The organism is Paenibacillus sp. FSL R5-192 (assembly GCF_000517845.1).
GTDB classification, from domain to species: Bacteria; Bacillota; Bacilli; order Paenibacillales; family Paenibacillaceae; genus Paenibacillus; species Paenibacillus amylolyticus.
Map to the genome: position 1 here is coordinate 153,873 of NZ_ASPR01000075.1, position 24,689 is coordinate 178,561.

18 protein-coding genes and 2 riboswitches are annotated in these 24,689 nt (G+C 47.0%); of the genes, 4 read left to right on the top strand and 14 right to left on the bottom strand.

The window, feature by feature from the left end; translation table 11 throughout:
• Window positions 1-4: 4 nt before the first annotated feature.
• The 5 genes from C161_RS28420 to gcvH form a co-directional block, all read right to left on the bottom strand.
• Window positions 5-1,150 carry a mannitol-1-phosphate 5-dehydrogenase gene (locus tag C161_RS28420; RefSeq protein ID WP_036674502.1) on the bottom strand — a complete coding sequence of 382 codons (1,146 nt, stop codon included), beginning with the start codon at window positions 1,148-1,150 and terminating at the stop codon, window positions 5-7.
• Window positions 1,147-1,581 carry a PTS sugar transporter subunit IIA gene (locus C161_RS28425; protein WP_017686856.1) on the bottom strand — a complete coding sequence of 145 codons (435 nt, stop codon included), beginning with the start codon at window positions 1,579-1,581 and terminating at the stop codon, window positions 1,147-1,149. The genes C161_RS28420 and C161_RS28425 overlap by 4 nt, the downstream gene beginning before the upstream one ends.
• A complete protein-coding gene (locus C161_RS28430) occupies window positions 1,578-3,680 on the bottom strand; it encodes a BglG family transcription antiterminator (protein ID WP_036674504.1) in 2,103 nt (700 codons plus the stop codon). The genes C161_RS28425 and C161_RS28430 overlap by 4 nt, the downstream gene beginning before the upstream one ends.
• A 38-nt stretch (window positions 3,681-3,718) precedes the next feature.
• Entirely contained in the window at window positions 3,719-5,173 is a 1,455-nt protein-coding gene (locus C161_RS28435) for a PTS mannitol transporter subunit IICB (protein WP_036617026.1), read from the bottom strand.
• A gap of 419 nt (window positions 5,174-5,592) precedes the next feature.
• Window positions 5,593-5,985: a glycine cleavage system protein GcvH gene (gene gcvH / locus C161_RS28440; RefSeq protein ID WP_036617023.1), complete on the bottom strand. Its 393-nt coding sequence runs from the start codon at window positions 5,983-5,985 to the stop codon at window positions 5,593-5,595.
• 343 nt (window positions 5,986-6,328) lie between these two features.
• A riboswitch (glycine riboswitch) is annotated at window positions 6,329-6,451 on the top strand.
• A 3-nt stretch (window positions 6,452-6,454) separates the two neighbouring features.
• Window positions 6,455-6,555: riboswitch (glycine riboswitch) on the top strand.
• Between the two features lie 216 nt (window positions 6,556-6,771).
• On the opposite strand from gcvH, the gene gcvT reads away from it, so the two are divergent.
• The 3 genes from gcvT (at window position 6,772) to gcvPB (ending at window position 10,831) form a co-directional block, all read left to right on the top strand.
• Complete coding sequence (gene gcvT, locus C161_RS28445) at window positions 6,772-7,908, top strand: glycine cleavage system aminomethyltransferase GcvT (RefSeq protein ID WP_036617019.1); 1,137 nt, start codon at window positions 6,772-6,774, stop codon at window positions 7,906-7,908.
• Window positions 7,905-9,260, top strand: coding sequence for an aminomethyl-transferring glycine dehydrogenase subunit GcvPA (gene gcvPA / locus C161_RS28450; RefSeq protein ID WP_036617016.1), 1,356 nt, complete (start codon window positions 7,905-7,907; stop codon window positions 9,258-9,260). Before gcvT ends, gcvPA begins: the two co-directional genes overlap by 4 nt.
• Before the next feature lie 131 nt (window positions 9,261-9,391).
• Window positions 9,392-10,831 carry an aminomethyl-transferring glycine dehydrogenase subunit GcvPB gene (gene gcvPB / locus C161_RS28455; RefSeq protein WP_036617511.1) on the top strand — a complete coding sequence of 480 codons (1,440 nt, stop codon included), beginning with the start codon at window positions 9,392-9,394 and terminating at the stop codon, window positions 10,829-10,831.
• 237 nt (window positions 10,832-11,068) lie between these two features.
• Here the strand turns inward: gcvPB and ptsP are convergent, their stop codons facing one another.
• The 8 genes from ptsP to C161_RS28495 form a co-directional block, all read right to left on the bottom strand.
• Complete coding sequence (ptsP, locus tag C161_RS28460) at window positions 11,069-12,781, bottom strand: phosphoenolpyruvate--protein phosphotransferase (RefSeq protein ID WP_036617013.1); 1,713 nt, start codon at window positions 12,779-12,781, stop codon at window positions 11,069-11,071.
• Entirely contained in the window at window positions 12,774-13,049 is a 276-nt protein-coding gene (locus C161_RS28465; RefSeq protein ID WP_036617010.1) for an HPr family phosphocarrier protein, read from the bottom strand. Before C161_RS28465 ends, ptsP begins: the two co-directional genes overlap by 8 nt.
• A gap of 77 nt (window positions 13,050-13,126) precedes the next feature.
• The gene (gene ptsG, locus C161_RS28470; protein ID WP_036617007.1) at window positions 13,127-15,178 is read right to left on the bottom strand and encodes a glucose-specific PTS transporter subunit IIBC; all 2,052 of its coding nucleotides are present in this window, start codon (window positions 15,176-15,178) and stop codon (window positions 13,127-13,129) included.
• A gap of 286 nt (window positions 15,179-15,464) precedes the next feature.
• The gene (gene glcT, locus C161_RS28475) at window positions 15,465-16,319 is read right to left on the bottom strand and encodes a glucose PTS transporter transcription antiterminator GlcT (protein ID WP_036617005.1); all 855 of its coding nucleotides are present in this window, start codon (window positions 16,317-16,319) and stop codon (window positions 15,465-15,467) included.
• Window positions 16,320-16,484: 165 nt separating this feature from the next.
• Entirely contained in the window at window positions 16,485-18,041 is a 1,557-nt protein-coding gene (locus tag C161_RS28480) for a flotillin family protein (protein ID WP_036617002.1), read from the bottom strand.
• Between the two features lie 63 nt (window positions 18,042-18,104).
• Window positions 18,105-18,641 carry a hypothetical protein gene (locus C161_RS28485; RefSeq protein WP_017686844.1) on the bottom strand — a complete coding sequence of 179 codons (537 nt, stop codon included), beginning with the start codon at window positions 18,639-18,641 and terminating at the stop codon, window positions 18,105-18,107.
• Between the two features lie 280 nt (window positions 18,642-18,921).
• A complete protein-coding gene (locus C161_RS28490) occupies window positions 18,922-20,085 on the bottom strand; it encodes an iron-containing alcohol dehydrogenase (protein WP_036616999.1) in 1,164 nt (387 codons plus the stop codon).
• 92 nt (window positions 20,086-20,177) lie between these two features.
• Window positions 20,178-20,765, bottom strand: a complete 588-nt coding sequence (locus C161_RS28495; RefSeq protein WP_235193972.1) for an MSMEG_1061 family FMN-dependent PPOX-type flavoprotein — start codon at window positions 20,763-20,765, stop codon at window positions 20,178-20,180.
• Window positions 20,766-21,003: 238 nt separating this feature from the next.
• Here C161_RS28495 and C161_RS31815 point away from each other — a divergent pair, with 238 nt between their 5' ends.
• The gene (locus C161_RS31815; RefSeq protein ID WP_051450016.1) at window positions 21,004-23,028 is read left to right on the top strand and encodes a leucine-rich repeat protein; all 2,025 of its coding nucleotides are present in this window, start codon (window positions 21,004-21,006) and stop codon (window positions 23,026-23,028) included.
• A 62-nt stretch (window positions 23,029-23,090) separates the two neighbouring features.
• On the opposite strand, the gene C161_RS28505 is transcribed toward C161_RS31815, so the two are convergent.
• On the bottom strand, window positions 23,091-24,689 hold the full coding sequence (locus tag C161_RS28505) for a UDP-glucose--hexose-1-phosphate uridylyltransferase (RefSeq protein WP_036674506.1): 1,599 nt from the start codon (window positions 24,687-24,689) through the stop codon (window positions 23,091-23,093).

Here is a 24,689-nt window from a genome sequence, read left to right on the forward strand (position 1 = left end):
GCTCTTACATTTGGTTATACTGGGCAACAGCCTGTTCAAGCACCGGATGATGCTCATCCATAGACGTATAATGGTGGAGCGCAGCTGTTATCCCCTTCTGGCGGATCATGTCCTGTAGTTCAACTGCTTCCGGATCATCGGAGACATCGAACTTGCAGGCTGCTGCCATGCCCATAGCCAGATAGGTCGTTTCGCTTCCATCCGCATATGCCTGAAGGGCCGGGCGAACCAGACGATCATTCGGAGATAACTTGCGCAGCGGGGAACGACCAACACGAGTAACCTCATCGGTAAGATACGGGTTGACAAACCGTCCCAATATTTTGACAATATACTGCTCATGTTCTTCCGGGTTGAATGCAAAACGTTTCACTAGAACTTTTCCAGTTTCCTGCAAAGCGCCGTATACAATGGATTTCACCTTTTCATCAGCAATAGCCTTCTGAATCGTGTCATAACCGTGCACATTACCGATGTACGCAGCAACGCAGTGTCCTGTATTAACAGTGAACAGCTTCCGTTCGATATACGGCTCCAGATCATCGACATATACAATGCCCTCAATCGGTTTGAATGCAGGAGCCATCTGGGAACGATCCACCACCCACTCGTAAAAAGGCTCCACCTGTACATGCAACGGGTCTTCATGATGCTGAATAGGCACAATCCGGTCTACGGCCGAGTCTGGAAAATAGACAAACTGATCTGCAAGGGAACGTACCTTTTCATTAAGCAGAGCATATACATGCTCTTTCAATTGCGTACTGGCTCCAATGGCGTTCTCGCAAGCGATAATGTGAAGAGGGTTTTGAGCAGGACCTGAATTCAGTCTTTTCTCAAGTCCTTTCGCAATGCCTGGTGCAATATGCTTTAGTACTCCTACACCCACTGCGGTTGTAATCAGATCCGCTTCCACCACGGTTTGGGCAACCGTCTCCAGCTGGGTTCCATCGATTGCATTTACGCCTGTGACAGTCTCCTGATCCTTGCTCTCGTTAGCCAGTTCTACCGTATACTGCCCCTGTTGCTGGAGAGCTGTTACCAAGGTCTGATTCACGTCTGAGAAGACCACCTCATACCCCGCACGGGACAGAATCAAGCCGATAAACCCGCGTCCAATGTTACCTGCGCCAAAGTGTAGGGCCTTCATAGCTCCATTTCACTTTCCAGAATAGCAATAACTTCTTCGGCTGTTTTCGCCAGACGCAGGGCCTCCATATTCTCATCCTCAGCACAGATCACCGCGATGCTAGTCAAGATCTCCATATGTTCCCCGCCTTGAGCCGCGATACCAATGACCATATAGGCTTTTTCTTCGCCAAAATCAACACCCTGTGGATACTGAATGACAGAGATACCTGTCGATAAAATGAAAGCTTTGGATTCCTTTGTACCGTGCGGAATAGCCAGACCGTTCCCTACATAGGTCGAGACAATCTCTTCACGTTCAATCATCTTCTCAATGTAATCAGCGGTAATATGTCCCGCATCCTTTAGAATCTGTCCTGCCATACGAATCGCTTCGTATTTGTCCTGAGCCGTCGCATTCATGATGACTTTATCTGTTGTTAACATACTCATAATGGTTGACCTCCAATTTCGGTTTTACTGCGATAAAATCCAACAAGTTCCTGGGACAGGTAATGAATGAGTTCATCCCTGATACCCTTTTCCAGCAATGTAATCATTTCCTCCTGTAATAACAGTGCGCTGATCTCACTGAGAACCTCCAGGCTTTCCTTGGATAATTCTCTGGGACCGAGCATCAAGAGGACATGGGTAACTCCTGCCGGATCATCCGGCGTACGAAGGAGTGGCTCAGTGAGCTGAAACAAGCTAATGGACGGCCTGTAGATCCCCTGACTGCGTGTATGAAACAGCGCAAGTCTTGTGCCGGGAATCTTCTGACTCCCCACTGCCTCACGTGCCTCCAACCGTTTTGCGATCTCCCCCGGTTCCTTCAACACACCAGATCCATGGAGTACGTTGCACATCGCATATACGGTTTTATAGAAACCGATATCTTGGTTATCCAACGGATACACCTGAAACTTGCCAATAATTCGGACGATTTCAACTAAAATAGCTTCCATTCCATCCGGGTCCGAGTAACGACTTGTCGTCTGAACCTCGGCTTCACGGGGTTTATTATGCTGTCGTTGTAATGTTGTTGTTCGGATAAAATGACGCAGACGTTCGCTCTCTTCTGCCGTAAGCAGTGGACTCACTTTGTAATACTGATGCTCATCCATCGGCAGATCAACAGTGGATAACACCAGATCATATTGATCTGTAGGCATCCGGGCAGCTTCATACCAGGACACGCTATCCATGATCCGAATCTCGGGAATCTCCTTGGACAGTCGGCTGGAGAGCATACGTGATGAGCCGATTCCGCTTGTACACACGATGATCGCCCTGATCTCCCGTTTCAATGCACGTAACCTCTCGATGGAAGCCCCAAAATGCATGACCAGGAAACCAATTTCTTCATCCGGAACGTCTGTACCTGGCCAAGCTTGATGCACGGATTGTTTGACCTCTTCGAAGAGGGAATCATAATCCTTGCGAATCTGCTGCAGTAGCGGGTTACGAATCATCTGTTGTCCTTCAATTCGCTCCATGACAGGTTGCATATGACCAAGCAGACCTTCACGAAGCAAACGATCCTCATGAAAGGCGTAATGCGTTCTCGCCTGCATCTGATCAATCAGTGAATGTACCCTGTCCAGTAAAATCAAATCGTCTATTGGCAACAGCCGCGAAGAATGAATCCGCTGCTCTGTCTCAACTAATAGTCTGTGAAAATAAGCTTGCTCATCTTGGGAGAATGTCAGCCCCAGCTGGGTCGATAACACACCACACAAGCGGGAAGCCATATAAGGTGGAACCTTCATCTCATCCTGCTCTGCGACTTCATCTCCATTGTTCTCCAGGGGAGGTATACGGCCAATGCCAGAGCCTTTACGAATACGTACAACCGCTACGGATAATTGAATCAGCAACTTCATGTATTGGCGTTCCGGGATGTTCTCCAGCCATTCGATGTCTGGTTGCCATAATGCATTTTCGACCGTAAGCACATCACCGTGTCCAATCATATCCAACAATTTTTGGTTTACGATGGAGCCTCCCTGTTCTGGCTGTCTTCCGAACAGGTCGGACTCATCCAGAAATTCCAGAGCAAGTGCAGCTATGGCTGTGCGATGAATCGTCTCACTTCCGTTAATCTTGACGCCATATCCTCGTCTGCGAACCAGCTTTAGTCCCGCCTGACGAATTCGTGACTCCAGATCGTCCAGATCAGTGGTTACGGTGGATACGGTCACTTTCAGATCCGAAGCCAAGGCGAGTAACTTTACAGGCTCCGGTTCATCCAGCAGGATGCAAAGCATGAAGAGCTTACGCTCTTCTGGCGTAAACTCTACATATTCTTTACCCTCTAGTTGCTGGCGCAATACAGCCAGATCATCGGAACCGGCATCGATTCGGATACCGGTTCCTGATTTTTTTTCCAGCTTCATACCCAAAGGTTCAAGCCATTGTTCAATCATTTGCAGCTCCCGGTGAACCGTTCGGGTACTGACCTTTACTTCAACGGCGATTTCGCCGGCTGTTACTTCATGTGGATGCTCTAGCAAGAACTCCACGATTTCACGTTGTCTTTTGGTAATACTCATATCTCAGCCTCCGGCTCAGGGAAAACAAATGCGTGCAATTACTTTAGACGTTCAACGAGCGCATCGTATTCCGGGCTTTTTAGGAAGTTGTCGATGGATATATGTTCTGCATTCGGTGCAACGGAGCGGGCACGATCGGTCAATACTTGTTGTGTGATCACCACGTCTGCATCCGGCGGGATATCACTGATAGCCGTATTGGTCACCGTAACGTCAATCCCCTCTGCCTTCATCTTCTTGCGTAGAATGGAAGCACCCATGGCACTTGACCCCATGCCTGCATCACAGGAGAAGACAATTTTCTTCACGTCTGTTTTGACTGTAGAAGAAGCCATATCTGCGGCTCTGTCTGCTTCACGTTGATTAGCCGTAATACCAGCGTTTGGCACGGTTCCTTGACTCTTCATGTCTTTCATCCGACTGGATGCGGACTCCAGATCTTCGTCCTTTTGTTTACCCGTTTTCAGCAACACTGCTGCAACCAGGAAAGAAACGACGGCTGCTACAAGCACCCCTGCGAACATCGGCAGGTATCCACCTTTTGGTGTTAAGAAGAAATACGCGATAATACTACCCGGTGATGGTGCTGAAACAAGTCCTGCTCCGGTGAGCATGAATGTTAATGTACCTGCGACGCCACCCGCAATTGCGGCAAGAATCAGAATCGGTCTCATCAGAATGTAAGGGAAGTAGATCTCATGAATGCCCCCGAAGAAATGAATGATTACGGCACCCGGTGCAGAAGATTTGGCCATTCCGCGTCCGAAGAAACAGTAAGCAAGTAAGATACCAAGTCCCGGACCCGGGTTTGATTCAAGCATGTATAATACGGATTTCCCTAATTCTCTCGCTTGATCTGTTGCAATTGGTGTAAGAATCCCGTGGTTGATTGCATTGTTCAGGAACAATACTTTACCTGGTTCAATGATTAGGTTGACCAGCGGCAGCAAACCAAGATTCATTAAGCCCTGTACACCGGCAGATAATACTTTGCTAATCGCTTCTACAGCAGGCCCGATGCCCAGTAGCGCAAAAATCCCCAAGATCCCGCCAATAATACCAGCTGAGAAGTTGTTAACCAGCATTTCAAATCCGGCTTTAACTTTACCTTCAATGGATTTATCGAACTTTTTAATGATCCATGCTGCCAGTGGTCCGGCAATCATGGCACCTAGGAACATCGGGATATCACTACCCACGATGACCCCGATGGTCATAATGGCACCCACGACACCACCACGCTGACCATGCACCATCGTACCTCCGGTGTAACCAATTAACAGTGGCAGCAAATATTTGATCATCGGATCAACTAGCTGTGCAAGCGTCTCGTTAGGGAACCAGCCTGTTGGAATGAACAGAGCCGTAATTAATCCCCAGGCGATGAACGCTCCCATATTTGGCATGACCATACCACTCAGGAATCGGCCAAAACGCTGAACACCAACCCGTAGCCCACCTTTGGAATTGGACGATTGGTCCAAATTACTCATTGTATTATCCTCCTTGGATCAAGTGATTATGATTTATGAAAGGGGTATCATTTCTCCCCTGCTGTAATCCTAAGCGAGAATGCTCTCCTGTTCAATGAAATGAAAGCGTACTTTCGTCATGAACAATGATGACAACATTAGGTTATGTAATCGTTTTAATGGATGCATAATGGCTGAACCTATTGGTACACAAGGATTTTCTTGCCTATGACTTTTGTCATTTCCAGAATCATTTTCCAACCTATAGCTTGGTCCAATCAGGTGATTTACATCCACAATCTGCTTCAATCCACATTCAAAACCATTCTTGGAAAGCACAAAAAACCTGTGCAAGCATCCGGCTCACACAGGTCGAAACAATATGAAGCTCATATCATTTAATTATAAAATATATGTTAATAAGTACAAGTTCGTTGATACTATTCTTCCGTATGTTTCCGATACGCGTCTGCATTCATCAATGTAGACAATGCTGCTGTCAGATCTCCCTCAACACGGATCTCAATCATCCAGCCTTCCTCGTAAGGAGAGCTGTTCACAAGTTCAGGGAAGTCCTGCAACGAATCATTCACTGCAATAATTGAACCTGTGACGGGAGAGAACAAGTCCGAAACCGTTTTGACCGATTCGATCGTTCCAATGCTGTCCTCTGCTTTTACATTGGTTTCAAGGTCAGGCAATTCCACAAACACAATGTCACCCAGCTGATGCTGCGCGAACTCGGTAATGCCAATACGTACAGTATCCTCCCCTACGGTTTGCACCCATTCGTGCTCTTCACTGTACAGGAAATCACTTTTCAATTCGCTCATCGATATCCGCCTCGCTTTTCATTAATGAGTACATGCGTTCTTTGACCTTAACCTTTTTCCCAGAACATAGCGTATGATATTTATGAATCAAATGTCAAGATACCTCACAATTTATTTGCTGAACACCTCTAAATCCTGTAACCGGATTACACTCTTTCTTCATATACTGGTGAATATTAGAATAGTAAGCGTAGTCTTTTTAAATACACGAACAATAAAATAAAAAATAAATTAAATATTCGGTTTTAAATTATTATCAATGATATCGTTCTTGACATCAGTAGTGGATTCACGTTTTAATGAGAGGAGTAAATGTGTTTATTGGACTATGTTATACCCGCGGATGAATGTAAAGGGAGAGATTACCCGTGACACCCGATTCGGGATGTACATGAGGTAACGCCGAAGGAGTAAACCACCGATAAGCGGGGGTGAATCTCTCAGGCAAAAGGACTTTTACGGGACGCAACTCTGGAGAGCATCTATTCGCCCTGTGCGGGCGTTATGATCACCCAAGGGGAAACCTGCTGCACAACGTAGCGGGGTAACTCTCAGGTACAAGGGACAGAGCCTTAGAATACAGCGTGCTACTTGGCATGCCGATTCTTTGGCCTGTCCTTTTCCTTTTTCCCAAAAAACGAAAAACAGGATGTAGAATGGCGCTGCCATAGCTGCCTTACCATACTTATATGATGAAAATATCTAGCTGAAAATTTAAAAATACTCTGGTTCATTGATCCACGATTGTATATCCGGCCGGCTGACGGCCCATGACGAGGTGATTTGATGTCTGATTTGCTTAGAACACCACTCTTCCCACTATATCAGCAATATGAAGGCGTACGGTGCATTGATTTTGGAGGCTGGGAGCTTCCGGTACAATTTAGCGGAATCCAGAAAGAACATGAAGCGGTACGCGAGCGCGCGGGACTGTTCGATGTATCCCATATGGGCGAATTCACGGTACAGGGTGAGCAGGCTGAAGTTTTTTTGCAACAAATGATGACCAATGACGTGACCACGCTAGTTCCCGGTCAAGCCCAGTACACCCTGATGTGTTATCCAGATGGCGGTGTGGTGGATGATCTGCTCGTGTATAAGCTGGAAGATCAGCATTATATGCTTGTGGTTAACGCCTCCAACATCGACAAGGATTGGGCGTGGCTGCAAGAGCACTTGATCCCCGGCGTAAGTATGACCAACGATTCGGAGCAAACGGCGCTGCTCGCCTTGCAAGGTCCACTGGCTGTAGATATTATCGGGAAAGTTACAGATACGGATGTAAGCTCGATTGAACCGTTTCGTTTTGTGCAGGATGCTGAAGTATGTGGAGTAAAATTACTGTTGTCCCGTACCGGATATACCGGTGAAGATGGCTTTGAACTATATGTTCCTGCGGACCAGGCTGCTGTGGTCTGGAATGGATTAATGCAAGCCGGTGAAGGTCACGGACTTGTACCGACAGGCCTCGGTGCTCGGGATACACTGCGCTTTGAAGCAAAGCTCCCTCTGTATGGACAGGAATTGTCGGCAACTATCTCTCCGCTTGAAGCTGGCGTTGGCATGTTTGTGAAGCTGAATGCCGGACCTTTTATCGGACACGAAGCCTTGTTACAGCAAAAAACTGACGGGCCCGCCCGCAAACTGGTCGGCATCGAAGTGTTGGAGCGCGGTATTCCCCGCCCCCACTATCCGATTTACGCCGAAGGCGTACAGATTGGTGAAGTGACAACAGGCACGCAATCACCTACATTGAAGCGTAATCTGGGGCTTGCCCTCATCGACAGCAAATACGCTGCGCTGGGAACCCCGCTTGAGATTGAGATCCGCGGCAAGAAACTAAAAGCCGAGGTCGTGAAGACCCCTTTTCATAAACGGACACGTACGTCGAAGACACCTACTCAAGGAGCTGATCAAGCATGAGCAAGCACCGTTACATTCCCATGACTGAACAAGATCAGAGCGCCATGCTCGCAACCATCGGTGTGGATACGCTGGAAGATCTGTTTCAGGACATTCCAAAAGAGATTCGTTATCAGGGCGAGCTACCTGTATCCTCCAAACTCGATGAATATGCGCTGACACGTCACATGTCCAAACAAGCCGGCGCCAACGCCAATTTCGAAACACACGCCAGCTTCCTCGGCGCAGGCATATACGATCATCATGTTCCTTCCGTCATCAATCATGTCATTTCCCGTTCCGAGTTCTACACTGCCTACACACCTTATCAGCCTGAGATCAGCCAAGGTGAACTACAGGCCATTTTCGAATTTCAATCCTACATCTGTGAATTAACCGGTATGGCTGTAGCCAATGCCAGTATGTATGACGGTGCAACAGCTTTTGCGGAAGCCGGTAATCTGGCCGCAGCGGCAACTCGTCGCAAACAGCTCATCGTATCCCGTACCGTTCATCCGGAAGCCCGTCAGGTATTGCAGGCATATGCGCACGGACTCCGTCTGGAGATTGTTGAGATTGGTTATAAGGATGGCGTCACTGACTGGGATGCCCTGCAAACCGCCATATCAGACGATACCGCTGCTGTCATGATACAGAGTCCGAACTTCTTTGGTGCCGTGGAAAATGTGAAGCAGGCTGCCGACCTCGTGCATGCGCACAAGGGCCTGCTTGTTGTAAGTGCAAACCCGCTATCGCTGGGTCTGCTGGAAGCCCCAGGCAAGCTGGGTGCCGACATCGTTGTAGGTGATGCGCAACCCCTTGGCATCGCCGCTTCACTCGGCGGCCCGACATGCGGATATTTCGCCGTATCCCAGCCTCATATGCGCCGAATTCCTGGCCGAATTGTAGGCCAAACAACCGATCGCAATGGCAAGCGTGGTTTTGTACTGACATTGCAAGCACGTGAACAGCACATCCGACGCGAAAAGGCGACATCCAACATCTGTTCCAACCAGGCTTTGCTTGCACTCAGCGCATCTGTGTATATGTCCATCATGGGTAAACAGGGTATGATCGATGTCTCGGATCTGAATTTGCAAAAGAGTCATTACACCCTCAATACATTAACTGCGATTCCTAGAGTTAGCCTTACTTTTAATGCACCAACATTTAATGAGTTTGTTATTAAGCTTCCTGAAGGAACCAACGTGGATACTCTTCAGTTGAAACTGCTGGATGCAGGCTTTATTGGTGGTTACGAACTCGGACGTGATTACCCGGAGCTTGCCGGACATATGCTGATTGCTGTTACCGAACGGCGCACTAAGGAAGAGATTGACGAATTCGCACGAGCATTGGAGGGATCGCTGTGACTCAAGAAACGACAACGACAACATCGTTACAAGGACAATCGGAAACAGGTACCTCAGTCTCCACTTCGGTTCAACCTGAGACGAATACAACATTTAGTGCACAGACCTTAACTCCTGCTCCGGAACAATCATTGATTTTTGAACTCAGCAGTCCTGGGCGTGTCGCTTATTCCTTACCAGAATGTGACGTTCCTCGTCAGGCTGCCGATACGTTGATTCCCCGGGAAATGCTCCGTTCGGAAGCAGCAGCACTGCCGGAAGTGTTTGAGGTAGATGTTATTCGACACTATACCGCGCTGTCCCGCCGCAACTTCGGCGTAGATAACGGATTCTATCCACTGGGCTCTTGTACGATGAAATACAATCCAAAGATTAATGAGGATGTTGCCCGTTACAACGGTTTTGCCAAAATCCATCCGTACCAGCATGAATCCAGCATTCAAGGTGCACTTGAACTGTTATATACGTTGCAAAACGACCTTGCAGGTCTGACAGGTATGGACGCTGTGACCTTGCAACCAGCCGCTGGTGCCCATGGAGAATGGACTGGACTTATGATGATTCGTGCCTACCACGAAGGTCGTGGCGAACAACGTACCAAAGTCATCGTGCCCGATTCTTCGCATGGTACCAACCCGGCAAGTGCAACCGTTGCAGGATTTGAAACTGTGACGATTCCATCCCGCGCAGACGGACTGGTCGATCTGGACGCACTCCGTGCAGCAGTCGGTTCGGATACGGCAGCATTGATGCTGACAAACCCGAATACACTTGGTTTGTTCGAGAAAGACATTCAGGAGATTGCATCCATCGTACATCAGGCTGGTGGCTTGTTGTACTACGATGGAGCCAACTCCAATGCCATTATGGGCATTACCCGTCCGGGTGATATGGGCTTTGACGTGGTGCATCTGAACTTGCACAAAACGATGAGTACACCTCATGGCGGTGGTGGACCAGGTTCCGGACCAGTTGGTGTGAAGAATCGCCTGGTTCCGTTCCTACCTAAGCCCATGGTTATCAAAAATGATGACGGTATGTATGCATTCGATCGTGAAGGCGATCAATCCATTGGTCGGGTGAAAGCCTACTACGGCAACTTCGGTATTCTGGTACGTGCCTATGCCTACATTCGCACCTATGGACCGGAAGGGTTACGCCGAGTCTCTGAATGCGCGGTACTGAATGCTAATTATATGATGGCCCGTCTCGCACCTTACTACGAGATTCCGTATCCAGGCGTATGTAAACATGAATTTGTCATGTCTGGTCGGGGTTTGAAGCAATACGGTGTGCGCACACTTGATGTTGCCAAACGATTGCTTGATTTTGGATATCACCCGCCTACGGTGTACTTCCCGCTCAACGTGGAGGAATGCATCATGATCGAGCCGACAGAAACCGAAAGTAAAGAAACGCTGGATGGCTTCATTGATACGATGATACGGATTGCCAAAGAAGCGGAAGAGACACCAGAATTGGTACTCAACGCACCTTACGGAACACCGGTCACTCGTCTGGATGAAACCACCGCCGCTCGCAAACCTGTACTGAACTGCGCTTGCAGTTAAGCACTAAGTGTATTACTAATCATGCTCTTGCTGATGTTAACTACACCAGTAAGAGCATTTTTTTGGCTAGACATTACAGGACCTTTCTCCTCGTACTCCCCTTCTAATTCCTATACGTTCGAGCAACAAAAAAAGCCAGTACCCGCTGTAACAGCGGATACCGGCAAAATCGCTGCATCAATGCAGCTCATTATCGGAAAAAGAAAAACCTCAAATCCGGAGGAAACCCCGGCAAAATTACGCTTTAATGCTTTGAACCAATTCAACGACTTGTTCAGCCGTTTGCATATCCAGAGCTTTAGCAGCCAGTTCCTGCATATCCGCACGGGACAGCTTGGTGATCTGACTACGAGCTGGCAGAATGGAGGTTGCGCTCATGCTGAACTCATCCAATCCAAGACCAAGCAACAATGGAATTGCCGTTTCGTCTCCTGCCATCTCACCACACATGCCAACCCATTTGCCTTCACGATGCGCTGCATCGATAACCATTTTAACCAAACGCAAAATGGCTGGGTTGTAAGGTTGATACAGATAAGCTACTCGTTCGTTCATACGGTCAGCAGCCATCGTGTATTGAATCAGATCGTTCGTTCCGATACTGAAGAAATCCACTTCTTTGGCAAACTGATCCGCCAGAACTGCAGTCGAAGGAATTTCGACCATGATTCCGAGTTGGATGCTGTCAGAAACAGCAATACCTTCAGCAACCAGCTTCTCTTTCTCTTCGAGCAAGACAGCTTTTGCTTCACGGAATTCACCGAGTGTTGCGATCATTGGGAACATGACACGCAGGTTTCCATGTACGCTTGCACGCAGCAATGCACGCAATTGTGTACGGAAGATATCCAGACGGTCCAAACACAGACGAACTGCGCGGAAGCCGAGGAATGGATTCATTTCTTTTGGCAGATCCAGGTATGGAAGCTCTTTGTCTCCACCGATGTCGAGTGTACGAACAACGACAGGTTTGCCTTCCATTTTTTCCAGTACCGCTTTGTAAGCATTATACTGAATGTCTTCGGAAGGAAGCTTGTCTCTGCCCATGTACAAGAACTCGGTACGGTACAGGCCTACAGCCTCGCCGCCGTTTTCCAGAACACCCGTTACGTCATTTGGTGTACCAATGTTAGCTGCAAGTTCAACATGAACGTTGTCCACCGTTACCGTTGGCTCATCACGAAGTTTTCTCCACTCTGCACGTTGTGCATCATACTGTTCCTGTTTGGCACGGTATTCAGCAATAACTTCATCAGTAGGGTTAACTAGTACGTGACCATCCAGACCGTCAACAATAATCATATCGCCTTGTTTCGCTTGAGCCAAGATGTCCTTGGTTCCAACAACAGCCGGAATCTCAAGAGAGCGAGCCATAATTGCCGAGTGAGAAGTACGTCCACCAATGTTGGTTGCAAAACCTTTAACAAATTGGCGGTTCAATTGAGCCGTGTCGGAAGGTGTTAGATCCTCCGCAAGCACAATCACTTCTTCATTGATCTCAGCCGGACTCATGAAGTCGATACCAAGCAAGTGATTTAGCACACGCTTGGTAACGTCACGCATATCTGCAGCACGTTCCTGCAGGTAAGCACTCTTCATGTTCTCAAACATGGAGATAAATTGCGATGCCGTTTCGTTCAAAGCAAATTCTGCATTGATCATGTCATCCGCAATTCTAGCTTTAACCGGATCAATCAGTTCCGGGTCATTCAAAATGAGCAAATGCGAAGCAAAAATCTCTGCTTTTTTCTCGCCAAGCTCTTGTAAAGTGCGCTCTTTGATCGCCTCAAGCTCAGCCTGGGATTTACCCAGAGCTGAGTCGAGTTTCGCGATCTCTGCGTCAACGTCGTTAATTTGGCGTTTTTCTACAGAGTAGTCAGGATGCTCCAAGATAAACGCCTTGGCGATAGCAATACCCGCCGAAGCCGCGATCCCGGAGACATTAAGCATTAATTTCGCCCAACCCTTCGTTAACCATAACGTCAGTCAAAGCTTGAAGAGCTTCAGCTTCGCCTTCGCCTTCAACGATGATGCTGATGGTGTCGCCTTGTTCCAATCCGAGGGAAAGAACACCCAGAATGGATTTCAAAGTTACTTTTTTACCGTTAGCTTCTGCAAAGGATTCTGCACCTTTGAATTTGTTTGCTGTATTAACCAGGGCTGTCGCCGGACGTGCGTGGATACCATCTTCGTCTGTAATTCTGAATGTTTGTTGCATTACAATCATCTCACTTTCAGTAGTTTGGTTTAGGCATTGCATATATTTACACTTGCTTGCCATCGTCGTAACACTTCTTATTTTATCTCAATGATTGGCTGTTCGCCAACTTTCAGCACTCCACTCTTCTTCAGAGTTACTGTGGAGCCCTCTGGCAGGTTAGTGAAAATAACTGGTGAAATGATCGAAGGAGCGTTTGCTTTGACATACTCCAGATCCACTTCCATAATCGGCTGACCTGCCGATACCAGATCACCTTCCTGTACCAGTACGTTAAAGCCTTGACCTTTCAGCTTCACCGTATTAACACCTATATGAACAAGCACTTCCTTACCACCATCGGACATGATGCCCACGGCATGTTTGCTTGGAAATACATTAAACACTTTACCATACACAGGAGAGGTTATCGTACCATCATGTGGCAAAATTGCGAATCCATCACCTGTCATTTTCTCAGCAAAGACTGGATCAGGTACGTTTGTAATGTCCAGCAATTCACCATTGACTGGCATGACGATATCCTCAGCAACGATGCGCTCGCCCTGCTCACCTTGTGCCTTCTCCTCTTCAGGAGTTGGTTTGGCAGCTGCTGGCGTTGGTGCTGGTGTTCGACCTGCAATAATATCCTGCATTTGAGATTTGATCGTGTCGGAACGTGTTCCGAAGATGGCTTGAACATTATTACCCACTTCAAGGACACCAGATGCACCCAATTGTTTCAAACGATCTTTTTTCACATTGGATTTCTCATTAACTTCGATCCGCAAACGAGTAATACAAGCGTCCAGATGTTTGATATTTTCCTTGCCACCGAAAGCTTCGAGAATGTTATGTGGCAGGTCATCCGTTGAACCAGAGCCTCCGCCAGATTCGGTTTCAGGCGTTGCATCTTCACGTCCTGGTGTTTTGAGATTGAATTTGCGAATGATAAACCGGAAACCGAAGTAATAGATCACCGCAAGAACCAATCCGACAATAATAACGTCCCACCAAGGTGTACGGTTCGGAATAATCCCGAAGATCAGGAAGTCAATGAACCCACCGGAGAAGGTCATACCGATCTTTACACCCAGAATTTGCATGGTCATGAAAGACAAACCTGCAAAGATACAGTGTACTGCAAACAGGATTGGTGCTACAAACAGGAACGAGAACTCAAGTGGCTCTGTAATCCCTGTCAGGAACGAGGTCAGCGCAGCTGAACCCATGATCCCTGCAACATACTTTTTGTGCTCCGGTCTTGCTTCATGGTACATCGCAAGTGCCGCTGCTGGCAAACCGAACATCATGAACGGGAATTTACCAACTTGGAATGTTCCTGCTGTGAGAGCAACGCCATCACGTAACTGGCTGAAGAAAATCTTCTGATCCCCACGAATAACATCTCCGGCTTTATTCACATACTCACCAAACTCAAACCAGAATGGGGAGTAGAAAATGTGATGCAAACCGAACGGAATCAATGACCGTTCCACAACTCCAAAGATGAACGCCGACAAGGTCGGACTTGTATCTACCATGAAGTGAGATACAGCATTCAGTCCATTTTGAATCGGAGGCCAGATAATCACCAGAAGCAACCCGATTACAAGGGATACTACCGATGTGATAATCGGAACGAAACGTTTACCTGCAAAGAAACCGAGGTAAGACGGCAGTTCGATTTTGAAAAATCGATTGTAACACAGCGCGGCGGCAATACCTATGATAATACCTCCGAACACGCCTGTACTTAATGTTGGGATACCCAAGATGCTGGCATAACCCGGTACTTCACCGATCATTGCCGGAGTAACACCTACTGCAGATCCTAATGTAACATTCATGACCAGGTAACCGATGATCGCTGCAAGACCTGCAACGCCTTCGCCACCAGCCAATCCGACAGCTACGCCGACGGCGAACAGCAATGCCAGATTATCAAATACGATCTGACCTGCGTTCATCATAATTGTTGCGATCGAGTTCACCCAAGGGGTGTCGAGCGCCGTTACATATTGCAAGAAATCTGGATTAACCAGCATGTTACCAATTCCGAGCAGCAAACCTGCCGCAGGTAGAATGGCTACAGGCAGCATGAGAGCTTTACCTACTCTTTGCAATACACCAAAAAGCTTTTTGAACATCGCGTCGTTTCTCCCTTTCGTCTAATTTATATGTTGTGATGCAAGCAAGGGAACACAAAAAAGGCATGAATTAATAAAGTAAACTGTGCCAACCTTGGGGTATAGCATACCCTGTGCAAGGAAAGAACAATCACACTTTAATTAACTCATGCCTGATCGAGTCAGTAACACGTCGCTTATGTTTATTCAGTTGCTTGATTACGGAAACCATTGTAGCACCAGTTCTAATCTATTGCAAGCCTTTACACCAAAAAAATAAATTCCACATTCCATCACTGGAATGATCTCACTTATTCTCTTCTTCCTTCCGCTGATTCAGCCTTTGCAGATGAATGGTCAGATAACCTACCTCTGCAGGATAAACCGGCAGTTTCAGTCTTTTCTCCATTACTTTGGTCAGTTTCCATGCAAGCGAGTACATTTCGGGATACTCTAACTTAAGTAGGGAATCCAACTTATGAAGCTCTTCCACTTTGTCTCCACGGCGAACACGCTCAAGGGCAAAACGAAGATGCGTCAGCAAACGAGAGTAATCCAGCGATTCCGTTTCAAACGAATAATCGAGTTGATCAGACACCAGGTTCACCAAATCAGTGATCAATTGTGAATGCTCACGTACCTGGGATATATTTTGATTGGTCATTGCGCTATAGATATGGAGGGCAACAAAACCAATCTCATCCATCCCCAGATCTACACCCATTTTCTCTTTGATCAGACGAACAGCGTATTCTCCCATTCGATATTCTTCAGGATAAATCTCGCGGGTTTCATATAAAAATGGATTTTGTATGATAATGCCCTGCTCCTTGCGTTTTAACGCGAAAGAAATGTGATCGGTTAATGCAATATGGATATGTTCATTCAGAGGAACGTCCGTACGCTCTGCAATATACGTAATAACTTCGTTAATAATCTCGATCAGTGCTTCATCCACCTGTGGAAGAAGCTGTTTGTACTGCTCTTGCTCCTGCTGGTTTTTCAAAATGAACATTTTCTCCACAGCCATCAATGGAATGTGATCACTCGGTTTTCGGTTAAAGCCAATGCCTTTACCAATAACAACGACTTCCCCGTGTTCTGGATGCTGTGCAATGATTACATTATTATTTAGCGCTTTATCTACATGCAAGTTGCTCATTGTTTGCACCTCTTTTTCACACCATCTTAGGTGTGATTAAGTCACACCCTGTTACGAACGAAAAGACACCCGGAGCGGGCAAACCGCGCCGGACGTCTCGCTTAAAAAGTAACAAAAATTCGCCTTAAGGTCAATAGAGCAACCATGCAAGATTCGAAGTGCTTCTTACTCGTCAACTCCAGCTCTTTCCACAATCTTGTCGATTATAGAAGGAGTTGTAACAGCCTCGCTCTGTTGAATGGCAACTGGCGCAGGTGTTTTAGACTTCGTAAGGCCCTTAATCAGCTGCTCTACATCGATGCCGGATACACTTTTGAGCATCTCTGGAGCGGTCGCCATAAGTTCGGTAACATAGTTACTCACTCGTGCTGCACCTTCACCTTTACCTGTATCTACCACCGTCAGTTTATCAATGGATGCAATTGGCTCTGCAATTTTACCAGCCAGTTCAGGCAGCATTTTGACAATGATATCGAGTACAGCTGCTTCGCCAAACTTCTGGAACGCTTCGGCCAGTTTTTCTTTTGCTTCTGCTTCTGCAAGACCACGCAAACGAATAACTTCTGCATCTGCTGTACCTTTGGCAAGTTCCGCATCCGCCATGGCCTGACCTTCAAGTCGCTTCTGCTCAGCTGTTGCTTTGGCATGTGTTTCGATGGAATACTGTACTGCATCGGCTTCACGCATTCTTTTGGCTTTATCCGCTTCGGCAGCCTGCTCTACCGCATAACGATCCGCTTCTGCCTTTTTCTTCACTTCGGCATCGTATTGCTTCTCACGTACGACGATTTCTTTTTCCTGGAGATCGATCTCACGTTCTTTACGAACGAGTTCAACCTTCATTTCTTCTTCCACCACGGTCTGTCTCGCACGAGCTTCATGGATATGGTAAGCCTGGTCGGCTTCCGCTTTGGCTGTATCCTGATCCCGCTTAAACGTGGCTACTTTCAGTTCTTTCTCTTTGGCTGCCTCAGCGATATTGGTATCACGCAGCAACTCTGCTTTTTGACCCTGCTCTTCCGCATTAGCCTTCTGAATACGTGCATCACGCATCGCTTCCGCTTCAGCTATCTCGGCATCACGCTTCACTGCCGCAATTCTCGGTTTACCAAGAGCATCCAAGTAGCCCTGTTTATCACGAACATCCTTGATGGTAAATGAGACAATTTGAAGGCCCATTTTCTTCAGATCTCTAGCTGCTACGCCTTGAACCTCTTGCGCAAACCGATCTCGGTTACGATATACTTCTTCCACCGTCATCGTACCAAGGATGGCCCGCAAATGTCCCTCCAGAACCTCCTGTGCTTCGCTTCTCAGCGCTTCTACAGGTTTACCGATGAATTGCTCAGCTGCCGTAGCAACGTCCTCTACAGCGCCCCCTACCTTGATAATAGCGACACCGTCAGCGATAACCGGAACACCCTGTTCCGTGTACACTTCAGGTGTGGAGACATCCAGCTTATGGGATAACAAGGAGATAAATTCGGATTGCTGGAATATCGGCAGGATAAATGCACCGCCACCACGAACAATTTTAATTTTCCGTCCAGAATCATCATCGGAGATATTTTTGCTACCCAGGAATGATCCCGTAACGATCATCGCCTCATCCGGTCCAACCGTTTTGTATCTCGCCCAGAAAGCCAAACCTAAAATTAGAATGACACCGACTACAACTATAGGAATCAGCAATACATCCCAATTCAAATTCAAATTATCCATTCCACATCTCTCCCCTTATTCATTCATGATGAGTGCTTAAACTACTTAGGTGATAAGAATACTTTATAAATCTTTAAGTACATTTTCATCCCATTCCGACACACGCAGTACACCATCTACAACATCCACTACGACAACACGGGCTCCCGCCGCAATGGGGAGGTGTTCAAAACTGGATGCCGTTTGAATCGTACTGCCGGAAGCAAAACGAATCATCACTTCGCCAAAACCTTTTTCCGGCACCGGAATGGTGATTTCCCCAATTTTCCCAGATAACTCTTTCATTGAAAACGCAATCGAGACATCGCTGTTACGCATCGGTTTGATATATGCGAAGAATACCAGCATGGCTGCAGCAATACCTATAAGCAGGGATAATATTAGACCCGACATCGCACTTAATGAACTATAACGTGTTAACATAATGCCTGCCCCACCGAAGGTTGTAATGGAACCAGCTAACACAACGGGTTTGAAAAAATCAAGACCTGGCATTTCGAAGGCTCCGTCCAGCAAGCCGTCAATCAAGTCACCAAGCACAAGGCTGACAACCGCAAATATTGCTCCTCCGATCAGACACCCCCAATAAATTGTCTCCATCCCCTGTTCCTCCTCTCTCTGCCGCAAATTCATCCTAACTGGGCATTCCACATGTAAATAAATACGTAGCTAACATCAAAATGTTTCAAAATCTTTCCTCAAATGTATTCTGAACCCGATAATGGGTATTATCACGACATTCTGTTCTTCTTGCTTCATGTTCCTCCATCATTCACGTGTACAGCCCGAATACATGAAAAAACCGCAAGGCCCCCATGAAGGAGACTTGCGGTTTATTGGACAACAGGATGTGTCCGTTCACTTGTCAGTGATTATAGAATTACAGAGAAGCCGTGTAGATGGATACAACATCTTCCCGTTGCAGTTTCTTGAAATTACCGAATGGGCCAAACAGCATCGCTTTGTCTGCCATTACGTCGATCTGGCTATCATCGATATCGTAATCAGCCAAACGGTTAGGTGCACCAATGGATGTCCAGAATTTGCTGAGCGCATCGATACCTTCTTCGGCAATCTGTCTGTCCGACTTGCCTTCAGGGTTCACTTCGAATACATTAATTGCCAGACGTTTGAATCGATCCACATTCACGTCCAGGTTATGTTTCATCCAGTGTGGGAACAAGATTGCAAGTCCACCGCCGTGTGGGATATCATACACTGCGGAAACCGCATGTTCAATATTATGTGTTGCCCAATCTCCTGCGAGACCCATATTCAGCACGCCATTCAGTGCCATTGTTCCGCAATACAGAATTGTTTCGCGCAGTTCAAAGTTCTCCAGGTCTTCAACCAGACGTGGCGCTGCTTCCATGACAGTACGCAGAATCGTCTCACAGAAGCCGAGTTGAACCGGTGTATTGGCATCCAGATGGAAGTAATGCTCCAATACGTGGGACATCATATCCACCATGCCGTATACCGTTTGGTCCAGCGGAACAGTGTATGTATTCACCGGATCCAGGATAGAGAATGCAGGGAATGAGTATGCGCTACCCCAGCCCAATTTTTCTTGTGTATCCTGATTCGTAATAACCGAACCGGAGTTCATCTCCGAACCAGTTGCCGCCATGGTCAATACGGTACCGAGTGGAAGAGCGTCCTGTGCAACGGCTTTGCGCTGAGCAAAATCCCACATATCGCCATCATATTTGGCACCTACAGCAATAGCTTTGGAGCAGTCCAGTACACTGCCGCCACCTACAGCGAGGATCAGGTCGATGTTATTTGTTTTACAGAGGTCTACCCCTTTATGCACCGTAGAAAGACGTGGGTTAGGTTCCACACCTGCCAGTTCAGTCACTTCTGCTCCAGCTTCCTTAAGCAAACCGATCACTTGATCGTACAGACCACTGCGTTTGATACTGCCGCCACCATATACAAGCAGAACCCGTTTACCGTATTTCGGCACTTCTGTCTTTAATGCTTCCAGTTGTCCTTTGCCGAAAATCAGCCGGGTTGGATTATAGAATTGGAAAGATCTCATATCTATTGTCGCCTCCAATGGAGTTTAGTATTTTTGTGCAACTCCAATTATAGTACCCTGTTTATAGAAAAACAAATCGATAGTCACTCACTTTATAACAACCCGTTAATCTCCAAATGAGCTCGAAACATCTCGCTAGATGAAGGCAAATTTTCAGCATCCACCCATGTTTCTGTGGCCCATAATCCAGCCTGTTTGAATGCCCGCGGACAATGGATAAAACACTCTTCCACATCTACAATGACAGCCGCACCTATGGTTTTACCACTCCAGCCCATACTGGCGATGAATTCCTCATCCTTGGTAATGGATGCTGTGCCATTAATACGCAGCACTTCATTCATACCCGGAATCAAAAAGAGCATACCAATACCAGGGTTCGACAACATGTTCAACAACGAGTCTATCCGCCGATTGCCTGGGCGTTCGGGATAAACGAGCCGATATGTATCATAGACTTTCACAAATCCTGCTCCATCACCCCGAGGTGACACATCACTTTTTCCATCACGATCGGAGGTGGAGAGGAAAAATAATGGTGACATGGATATAAAGTTCTGAACATGTGAATCCACAAATGAAATTGCCTTGTTACGCACATGTTCATGCGGTTCACCCACCATGCCTTGCAGTTCCTCAGCATCTGTAATCAACGGAATATTCAATGCCTTCTTTTCCAATTGTTCGTCCCCGTTTCTTCATTGAGTTATGTATTCAATGGCTTTCCACCATTATACATGCGGGAACTGACATCTTCCATTTCTGAGAACGAATATGAGTGCCGTCATTCAAATACCGCGCCCCCATGTCCCCTCGGGTCACCTATTGGAGATTCAGTATTGTTAATATCATCTAACAGTTGTACTGTAACCAAAAGAACTTCAAAATTCTTAATATAAATATAAGGAGGTTATTGGATTGAAAAAAGCAAGCATCTTCGTCTTTGCTCTGCTAATGTTCCTCGTACCCTGGGGACAGATGGTTATGTATGCTGAGCCGAATAAAGAAAAAGACTTCATAACGAGCGCTAATGCTCATGGAATCACAATAAACGACTATGTGGGCACTTCGAAAGATGTCATTATTCCCGAAACCATTGGCGGTCAACCAGTTACTTCTATTGGTGAAAAAGCATTTTACAGCGATCATTTGACTTCTGTAGTTATTCCGCATACCGTCTTCACTATTGGAGAAAGGGCATTTGAAATCAATCAACTGACTTCTATCGTCATTCCAGAGACTGTCACGACTATTGGAGACTTGGCATTTGCATACAACCCGCTGACCTCTGTCGTCATTCCGGACAGTGTATCCACAATTGGGAACTCCACATTCACTAACAACCAACTGGCCTCTGTCGTTATTCCCGAAACTGTTATGTCGATCGGAAATAGTGCATTTACAAACAATAAACTGACTACTGTCGTTATCCCAGAGAATGTCTCAACTATTGGATACTGGGCGTTTGCATCTAACCAGCTGACTTCCATTGTTATTCCAAATCGTGTCTCTTCCATTGGACATGCTACATTTATGGACAATCAACTCACTTCTGTCGTCATTCCGGATAGTGTCTCCTCTATTGGGGCGATGGCATTTGCGGACAATCGGTTGGCGTCTGTCTTCATTCCAGCTAGTGTCTTGTCAATTGGTTTCTTAGCGTTTGATGGTAACTCATCCCTTATTATTACGGGTTTTGATCCTTCAGAGGCTCAAAACTTCGCTAACTTTTATAGCATTCCCTTTCAAAAATTGAATATGGTCGTCTCCTTCGACTCCAATGGAGGGACCCCGGTTGCGGTCACTCAAGCCACTTATGGGCAAACCATTGTACCTCCCACTCAGCCTACCAAGGACGAGTTTTTGTTTGAAGGCTGGTACATAGATTCGGTATACTCCCTTCCCTGGGATTTTGCCAGAGATACCGTGACTGGGGACATCACGCTATACGCCAAGTGGACGAGTTCAGTGACAACTGCGTCCAAAGATACGAATAAGGACGATCCCATTTCAACTTTGACCGTCTCTTTTGATTCTCAAGGCGGAAGCCCCGTTTCCTCTACTATTACTAGGAATAATCAAGCAATAGCGCCTCCCACTCAGCCCAGCAAGAGCGGGTTTTCATTTGATGGATGGTACATAGATTCGGCATTATCTCTTCCCTGGAATTTTGACCGAGATACTGTAAGTCGGGACATAACACTATATGCCAAATGGGTAAAGACTGATAGCTCTGAAAACCATGGTGGCAGTCCTTCTTTCTGGACAAGTAGCTCTATTACTGACGCATCATCCCAGGAACCTGATACAGGAACGGAACTTAAAACCGAACCTAAACTTAAAGTTGAACCTAAACCTAAAGAACCAACAACACCTTTGACCCCAGTTGTGTTCAGTGATATTTCAACCCATTGGGCACGCTTGATGATTGAAAGTATCGCTGCACGTGGACTGATAGAGGGATATCCCGATGCCACATTCAGGCCTAATCAGCCAATCTTGCGTAAACACATGGCTGGTATAATCAACGGAGCGTTTGAGCTACCAATAATCCGAAAGGCTACTCCCTTTGAAGATGTAGAGCCGACACATCCCTACTTTGATGCTATATCTCGACTACAGGAGGTTGGCCTTATTGATGGATTCCATATTTCGAACGGCTTAAATGATTTCTTCCATCCGGATGCTGTACTTACACGTGCTGAGGCAGCAAAAATTCTGGTACTCGCGCTGGACCTGCCGCTGATCCAAACGAGTTCTTTTGAGGATGTGCCCTCCTCCCACTGGGCTCACGACTACATAGCCACACTGGCCGAGACTCGAATGGTTGTGGGATATCACGGACAGTTCAGGCCGGATGACTCCCTAACCCGAGCCGAGCTGGCTGCCCTGATCTATCGTTCAATTCCAACAGAACAAACGACTGGCTCACAACTCCGTTAAAAATCATATTCAAAAAAACACCAGCCCTTGTATTATGGGCTGGTGTTCATCGTTCTACCTGTCTATTCAGTGTATCCCATGCTGCTCACAAAACGACGGAAAGCCTGGCGTCCTGCTTCATCATATTTGTAGACCCCTGCATGTTCCAGAATCTCGGCGAATTTCAAGCCGACTTCCTGCTGTACAATGGCAACGGCTTGTTCTTTGTCCAAGTTAGGACCAAACCGTTCAATCAATTCTTCCGCCCAGCCCAGATGTTTGTTCAACACATGATCAGAAGCTTTGGCGGCTTCAGCAAGTTTGGCATCTCCAGCGAGAATATCCGCGATACTGTCGAGTTCTTCTTTCAAACGACCTGGCAGGATGGCAAGCCCCATCACTTCGATCAGACCAATGTTTTCTTTCTTCAGATGGTGCATTTCACGGTGCGGATGGAAAATGCCTTCTGGATGCACATCATTCGTACGATTGTTACGTAATACAAGATCCATCTCATAACCACCATCTGCACTGCGACGAACGATTGGTGTTACCGTATTGTGTGGTACTTGTTCCCCGTCCACTTCACTGAATGCTTCGATATCCACAGCAGAATCACTGTAGACCTTCCACGCTTCATATACGGCGTTACCCGCTTCAAGCAACTCTGCAGGATCGTGTGAAGCCAGACGCATTACGGACATTGGCCATTTCACGAGACTCAATGTAAGTCCAGGTGCATCCGCATGGCGGAAGACCGCCTCTGGCTGTGCATTTTGAATAGCGAATGTATGACGTCCACCCTGGAAATGGTCATGTGTCAGAATCGACCCACCTACAATCGGCAGATCCGCGTTAGATCCGATAAAGTAGTGTGGGTACTCCCCGACAAAGGCAAGCAGTCTGCGCAGTGTATCTTTGGTTAATTTCATCGGCACATGATCATGATGGAAAATGATGCAGTGCTCGTTATAGTACACATACGGCGAGTATTGGAACAACCAAGGCTCGTTGTTAAGCTCCAACGGAATAACTCTCAGATTCTGGCGGGCCGGGTGATTCACCCGACCAGCGTAACCTACATTTTCACGACACAGTTGGCATTTTGGATATACCGGAGGCGGAAGCAATTTCGCCATGGCAATTTCCTTTGGACTTTTCTCCGGTTTTGACAGGTTGATAGTAATCTCCATGTCTCCATAGACCGTGTCCTGTGTCCAGTAGACGTTCTTCGAGATCCGATCCATCCGAATGTAGTTGGAGTTAATCGACAAGTCATAGAATTGAGATGTGGCCGCCTCAATGCCTTCCGTCTGCTCCGTGTGGCGGAATGCGCGTACCACCTCGGATGGGCGTGCCATCAGATGACCCATGATTTTGGCATCCAGCAAGTCACGGAACGTATCGCTATTTTCAGGAATAAGTCCAATGGAAAATCCATAATCGATCAACGTATCCAGCATAGCCTGTGGGCCATCGGGCACATTCGTGTCCAACTCGCCGGCATAAGGCTCTGAGAATCCGAATTGTTCCAGCAAGAGGTTGCGGCTATAATCCCAATCCGCTTCCTCGATTAATTGTTTCTGCAAGGCAAATGCAACCAGACGTTCAATGGCATGCAGTGCTTCCTGCTGCTCCGGTGTCGGCTCTGTGGCACCTGCTGCAATATGAGTCTGTGACAT